This is a genomic window from Limnohabitans sp. 2KL-17, from assembly GCF_003063415.1.
In the GTDB taxonomy this organism is placed as follows: Bacteria; Pseudomonadota; Gammaproteobacteria; order Burkholderiales; family Burkholderiaceae_C; genus Limnohabitans_A.
This window is the reverse complement of sequence record NZ_NESK01000053.1, coordinates 1-6,084: the sequence shown is the minus strand read 5'-3', so window position 1 is coordinate 6,084 and position 6,084 is coordinate 1. Positions and strand designations below refer to the sequence as shown.

Sequence of the window (6,084 nt, the reverse complement as noted above, 5' to 3'; positions counted from 1 at the left end):
CGCATCGTGAAAAGGCTCTCGGTGAAGGTGTCAGCGCCGCGCATCATGTGTCCGTGTAGTTGCTCAACAATTAACGTTTCTCAGGGGCTCGGCGTGGACCTAAACATGGGAGTATTTCAGCAGCCTGTTATGGCGCCAAATCGACTTTAGACTGGCCCCGTACCAGCACCACGGCAGAAACCATCAAAAATCGGCCTCACATTGGATAATCCACTATTACCCAATGTTAGAGTTTAGAAGAGATTAAATTTATTGACGGTAAAAATAGTATGTACTATCATGGTACATACTATAGTACGATATAAAGAGGCGAGCCATGGCCAGAGCCGGGATTTACAAGTCTGAAGTGCTGCGCGCACGCGATAAATTGCTGGCCACGGGGCGCAATCCGTCCATCGACGCGGTGCGCGAAGAGCTGGGCAGCGGCTCCAAAACCACGATCCACCGCTACCTGAAGGAGATCGAAGAGGAGGAAGGGCCGGCCACCGGAAGCCGGGTGGCCGTCAGCGAGGCCATCCAGGACCTGGTGGGCCGCCTGGCCGCCCGCGTCAACGAGGAAGCGGAAGAGCGAGTCACCGCGGCGCAGGCCAGGCACGCCGAGCAGCTGACCCAGCAGCAGCAAGCCGCCGCGGCCCTGAAAACCGAGGCGCAGGCCGCGCGCCAGCAGCTGGAGCAGACCCAGTGGGCCCTGGCCGACGAAAAGGCCGCCCACGGCAAAACCAGCGCAGCGCTAAGCAGCAAGACCTCGGACTGCATCCAGCTCACGCAGCAGGTGGCCGATCTGCAAGAGCGCATCGCGGCCGAAGAACGCCATCGCCAATCCCTGGAAGAAAAGCACCAGCATGCGCGCCAGGCGCTGGAGCATTTCCGGCAATCCACCAAGGAGCAGCGCGACCAGGATCAGCGCAAACACGAGCAGCAGGTGCAGTACCTGCAGGCCGAGTTGCGCACCGTGAATGAGACCTTGGCCACCAAGCAGCAGGAAGCCGTTCACACCCTTCAGGACAACGCGCGCCTGCTGGGCGACCTGTCGCGCGCCCAGGGCGATCTGCACCAGGTCCAGGAAGAGGTGCGGGGCCTGCGACCGCTGAAGGAGGAACTGGGGTTTGCGCAGCGGCGCGCCGAGGAATTGGGCCGGCGCCTGGTCGAGCAGGACGCGGCCGTCCAGCAGCTCAGCACCTCGAACAAGGAGTTGCTCGCCAAGGTCGACGAGGTGCTCACCGCGAAGCAACAGCTGGAACTGGCGTTGGCGACGGCGAGGTCATCCGTCACGGCGCAGGAGCAGGTCGTGGCCAGCATGCTGGAGCGCTTCAGTGCGACGGCGCCTGATACTGATGTGGTTACGAACCCGGCTGAAGGGGCCGTTCGACCAGCGAAGATGGAGTCAAAAAAATCAACGGAGACAGGGACTTAAGCTCGTTTTACCTTTTCGAGGGGATGGGCTCATTTAGCCTTTGTCTGAAAATCCCCGGTTCGTTGGCGCGGTCCGGGGATTTGCTTTTATTGGTGCGAAGTCGGGTGTTCATTTGCGCACCCTCACAATTCCAAACAAACCACAGCGCCACCAATTCGGGCGGCCATCTCGGTCAAGAAAATATGACGGGCAGCATGGTATTTGCCCGTTTCAACGATGCGGAGCAGGCGTTCGGGGCTTGGCATCGTTGGATACCACGCGCACGAAAATTGCTCGCCTTTGATGGCAAACCTGCATGAGTACTTGTTGTTCATGCGGTGCAGGTCGCTTGCCATTTCTGGTGGTTTCTTCGTGCTCATGCTGACACCCCCATCAGGCGCTTAATATCGGCCACAGGCCATGCCAAGCGGCCACCCACGCGCAGGCATTTGACAGGGCCATCATTTCGCATGGACCACAGGCGAAGTGTCTGCGGTGCCCGATTCAGGTGAAATGCGGCCTCAGGTGTGGGCAGCGCGGCGCGGGTTTCTTGCGCGAGTGGTACGGGTTGAAAAGTTTTTGCAGTCATCGAAAACCCCTTAGGTTTGTTGCGGTGACTGCAATGTCGTTTCCTGCTGAAGTGGCGTGAAGGCATGTCCGCCTTAAACCGCCTTAGTCAGTCTTAAACCGTAAAGCCCAGCTTTTTTTTTGGCTGTAACGAGTCGTCCGCCAAGTTTTTTTCGTGTCAGTTTTTTGGTGTTATCGCCGTCCGTGTAGACCACAGCGTTATCTTCCAAGTGCAGCAGAACGGTGTACTTTTGGGCGGTAAGGGTATGGAGTTGCCCCCACACTTCAGCTGTGTCCCATGGGTCTTTGCACAGGCTTTGAGCGTGCTCAATTACAGGTTGCAGAGTGCTACGGCGCGAGTCCCTTGTAATGTGTCGCATGGCCTCTACAACTGGCGCTGTTATTTGGGGCGTTGTTGGTGCTGGCGCTGGTTGTGGCGCAGGCTTTAACGGCCATGCTTCAAACAGATTTGCAAGCTCATTCGCACTCACCAGTGCCAATCTTTTGTGCGTGCCTTCCAGTGGCAAGGGTAAAGGCGTTCGGGCCTTGTCCCACAATGGCACTATTGCCCCGTCATCAATCGCCTTCCAAATCGCTTGACGGGTTTGTTTGCGCTCAATGCGGTCAATCCCAATGGCATCAGCGGCAATGCAAGCGGCTTCGTCAATGGAAAACAGTCCAGCAGCTTGGTCTTTGATTCGCTGTTTGATTTCGGACTTGAGTAGTCCTGCATTGGTCGTTTCTTCAATGGCAAAGTCAAACCAGTGCCGCAAGGTGGTTACGGTGGTGACCGAGTCCAGCGCCAGCAGGGCGGCGGGCACTTCAAGCGGGCATGGTTCGACTTCAACTGTTGGCACAGCACTCATGGCTCTTTACCTGCCTCTAAAAAGAGGCTGGCAAATCCACCCAATTACAAGCCAAAAAGCTGAAACAGCAAGCCCAAAACCAACCCCTGTAAAAAATTCCCCTTTAGCTAACCCAGCCCCAACTGCAAGAATCAAGCTTCCTATAAAGGCAACACAATAGGCCCGAAATAAAAATTCACGAATCATGTTTTTTTCCTTTTGAAAAACGACCATCCTTGTGCTGGCGCCAGAAAAAATCTTTAGAACTGCTCTTTGAAATACTTGGATAGGCGCTCTATGGACCATGCCCACATCATCACTGAAAAGATTGCGCCGCCCCAAGAGGTTCCGGTTTCGCATCGCATTTCAAAAAATGTAGCCAATCCCGGAATGTCTGATATGAGCCAAGCCGCACTGAGTGCGGGCAAATAAAAGACTTGCTCAAACCAACTTGCCACATCCGTAATGGTCACCAAACCATCCGAATTCATATCCCAAGCAAACCAAAATCTGTCGCACAAGTCATTTAATTTATTCATGGCGTGAAGTCATTTAATGTGTCTGTTTTTTCGGCCCGGGTTGCAATCGGGCCTAGCTTGGGCAAAACGGTTCAGGCGGCCATCGCTGGCGCAGGCTTGACGCGCATGGGCGCAGTCTTGAATCGCTGTTGGGCCTGCCACACGTCATAGGCGCTTTGTTCGGCCAGCCACACGCGGGCATCGCCTCCACGCTCGACGCCCAGCCATGCCTCTAAGCGCAGGGCCATGTCGGGCGATATGGCGGCGCGGCCATTCAACATGCGCGACAACGCGACACGGGACACGCCCAATTGTTCGGCGGCTTGGGTTACGCCTAGCCCCAATGTGGGCAGCACGTCATCGCGCAGCGTTAGGCCGGGGTGGGGTGGGTTATTCATGCGGGTCATCGCCTTACTCCTAGTGGTAGTCCATGTAATCGACCAGCACAGCGTCTGTGCCTTCGAAGGTAAAAGTCATTCGCCAGTTGCCGTTGACCGATACCGCCCAATGGTCCTTCAAGTCGCCAGTCAGCGGGTGCAAGCCCCAGCCCGGCACGTTCATATCGCGGTCGCAAGTGGCCACGTCTAAACGCGCCAGCAAACGGCCCAGCTTTGCCGCATGGTCTGGCCGGATACCCGCTTTTGTGCCTCGCTCAAAAAAGGCTTGTAGCCCTTTGTGGGCGAATGACTTAATCATGATTAATTGTATCGTGTGGCGTTACGCTTTGCAATCTGTCAAGCCACCACGCGAAGTTTTCCCGGTTCGGCTTGGGCATCAAACACAATCCCGGCCTGTTCCAGAATCCACGCCTCGATGCGGCCGTGGTGCAGCGCCAGCAGTTCCAGCGGGCGCACGGTGTAATGTTTTTCAGCGGTGGCGCTGGGTTTGTGGCCTTGGATTTGGGCAACGATTCCCACGGGCACTTCCAGCCACTCGGTCAGGCTTTTGAATGAACGGCGCAGCCCGTGCAGGGTCAGGCCATCCAGCCCAGCCACCTTGCAGGCGCGGTGGTGTGGCGTGTTGGGTTCGGTCAGGCAGCCGCTGGCGCTGGTGGGGCTTGAGAAAACCCATTCATTACGGCGCGGCAAACTGGCCAGCAGGTGCGCCACGTATGGGGTCAGGGGGATTTCGCGGGTGCCCTCCACCTTGTCGCGGATGGAAATTCCAGCCCATTGGGTGTTCACATCCTCCCAGCGCAGGCCCAACACCTCGCCGGGTCTTGCCCCGGTCAGCAGCATGATTTGCAGGCAGGCGGCAATGGTGGGGTTAGGCAGTTGCTTGACGGCGGCAAACCATGCGCTCAGTTGGCCTTTTTGCAGGTTGTCGGTCTTGGTGCCAGCTTTGCCCAATGCTTCACGGGCCTTCTTGGTCTTGGCGGGGTTCTTGGCGGGCACCAGCGCGGCGTATTCGGGTTGTTCAGCGCACCACGTCAGGAACACGGTCAGCAGTCGCCATGCAAGCCTTGCAGATGACGGGCGGGTTTGGCCTTCCATCGCTGCCCATGCCTCGATGCGTTCAGGGGTCAGGTCCACCATGCGAAGCGGCATCAGGCTGGCCAGCGGCCCCGGCTGGGTCAGGGCGAACTTGCCGCCACGCTTTTGGGATGCTTGCCCCCCGGCTTTGGCTTTGTCTAGGTGGTCGCGATAGTGCAAGGCACCCCAAAACGGGCGGCGCTGTTCAAGGTAGTCGGTCCAGACTTCGCCCACGGTCAGGGCTTGCACCTTGTTGGCTGTCATCTTTGCGGCTTGTTGGGCCTCACGTTGGCGCTGCAACTCGCGGGGGTCATCGCCTTGGTCAAGGGTCACGCGCAGCTTGTTGGCCTCAGTACGGGCGGCTTCAATGGTCCAGCTTCGCACATCGCCAATGGTGCGGCGCACGGTTTGGCGGTTTAACTTGGCTTCGAAAACAAATGACTTGGCTCCAGCAGGGGTGACCCTCACGCGCAGCGCAGGGGCTTTGCTGTCACGCAAAAAGGCTTGGGCCTTACCCTCCGGGCAGGTCAGGCGCTCGATGGTGCCAACGGTCAGGTCGTGGGTCTGGGTCAGGTCCAGCGGTGTGGATTTGCTCGGTCTTGCCATGCTCGGAAACTCCCGTGTAGCCACCATGTAGCCAAAAACCCCGTATTTTGGGGAATATCAATCAACATTTGAGACTGAATCTTTGTCCAGTGGTTTTCCCTAAGTTGTTGATTTGTATTGATTATATCCACCCTAATCAACACTGGCAAATAGTTCAAAGTCAGGATTGTGATTCCTGTTGTCGTGGGTTCGAGCCCCATCAGCCACCCCAAGAAAAATAAGGAAAGCCTGCTATTGAATAAGTAGCAGGTTTTTTTTCTTTTAGCGCTATACCTGCGCTGTAACGCCGCCGTCAGGCGGCGTGGGCACAGGGTGGGCGGGGCACTCACAAGATAACTGGCCGAAGGCCACTGACCAAGCACACTGCGTGCTGCGCCTGACCAATGCCACAGTGCCACGACAACCATAAGGGCGCGAAGCGGTGACCGGCACCAAGCGGAGCTTTAGCGCAGCGACTGCCGGGCACTGAGGGTAATGCGGCGTTATGTAAAAGCGAAGTGAACGCGAGGCAAAAATGAGTGCGGGCAATTATTTGGGTGCGCTGCTTGGTGGCGGGTGAAGTGGACCCCAAAGTCAGGACAGCCTTGATGGCAGTTTAAGTTGCACTCAACTTCTCGCAGCTGGTCGGCGCTGCCCCGCTTTTTGCCTTTTGTATTGCAGGCTCAATCTCAATCCTGACTTCC

General features: G+C 57.1%; 9 protein-coding genes and 1 tRNA gene. 2 read left to right on the top strand and 8 right to left on the bottom strand.

Annotated elements, in window-relative coordinates; translation table 11 throughout:
• Positions 1-316: 316 nt before the first annotated feature.
• Positions 317-1,414, top strand: a complete 1,098-nt coding sequence (locus tag B9Z45_RS16365; protein WP_108408263.1) for a DNA-binding protein — start codon at positions 317-319, stop codon at positions 1,412-1,414.
• Between the two features lie 122 nt (positions 1,415-1,536).
• Here the strand turns inward: B9Z45_RS16365 and B9Z45_RS16360 are convergent, their stop codons facing one another.
• The 8 genes from B9Z45_RS16360 to B9Z45_RS16335 form a co-directional block, all read right to left on the bottom strand.
• Entirely contained in the window at positions 1,537-1,773 is a 237-nt protein-coding gene (locus B9Z45_RS16360) for a hypothetical protein (RefSeq protein ID WP_108408262.1), read from the bottom strand.
• Complete coding sequence (locus B9Z45_RS16355; protein WP_108408261.1) at positions 1,770-1,982, bottom strand: hypothetical protein; 213 nt, start codon at positions 1,980-1,982, stop codon at positions 1,770-1,772. Before B9Z45_RS16355 ends, B9Z45_RS16360 begins: the two co-directional genes overlap by 4 nt.
• A 73-nt stretch (positions 1,983-2,055) precedes the next feature.
• Positions 2,056-2,826, bottom strand: coding sequence for a hypothetical protein (locus B9Z45_RS16350; RefSeq protein WP_108408260.1), 771 nt, complete (start codon positions 2,824-2,826; stop codon positions 2,056-2,058).
• Between the two features lie 6 nt (positions 2,827-2,832).
• Entirely contained in the window at positions 2,833-3,012 is a 180-nt protein-coding gene (locus tag B9Z45_RS16970) for a hypothetical protein (protein WP_146180953.1), read from the bottom strand.
• A gap of 53 nt (positions 3,013-3,065) precedes the next feature.
• The gene (locus B9Z45_RS16965; RefSeq protein WP_146180952.1) at positions 3,066-3,344 is read right to left on the bottom strand and encodes a hypothetical protein; all 279 of its coding nucleotides are present in this window, start codon (positions 3,342-3,344) and stop codon (positions 3,066-3,068) included.
• Between the two features lie 71 nt (positions 3,345-3,415).
• Positions 3,416-3,730 carry a HigA family addiction module antitoxin gene (locus B9Z45_RS16345; protein WP_108408259.1) on the bottom strand — a complete coding sequence of 105 codons (315 nt, stop codon included), beginning with the start codon at positions 3,728-3,730 and terminating at the stop codon, positions 3,416-3,418.
• A gap of 10 nt (positions 3,731-3,740) precedes the next feature.
• Positions 3,741-4,019: a type II toxin-antitoxin system RelE/ParE family toxin gene (locus B9Z45_RS16340; RefSeq protein WP_108408258.1), complete on the bottom strand. Its 279-nt coding sequence runs from the start codon at positions 4,017-4,019 to the stop codon at positions 3,741-3,743.
• Positions 4,020-4,057: 38 nt separating this feature from the next.
• Positions 4,058-5,401 (bottom strand): integrase family protein, encoded by a 1,344-nt coding sequence (locus B9Z45_RS16335; protein ID WP_108408264.1) that lies wholly within the window; start codon positions 5,399-5,401, stop codon positions 4,058-4,060.
• 89 nt (positions 5,402-5,490) lie between these two features.
• Here B9Z45_RS16335 and B9Z45_RS17090 point away from each other — a divergent pair.
• Positions 5,491-5,612, top strand: a tRNA-His gene (locus tag B9Z45_RS17090).
• Positions 5,613-6,084: the final 472 nt, after the last annotated feature.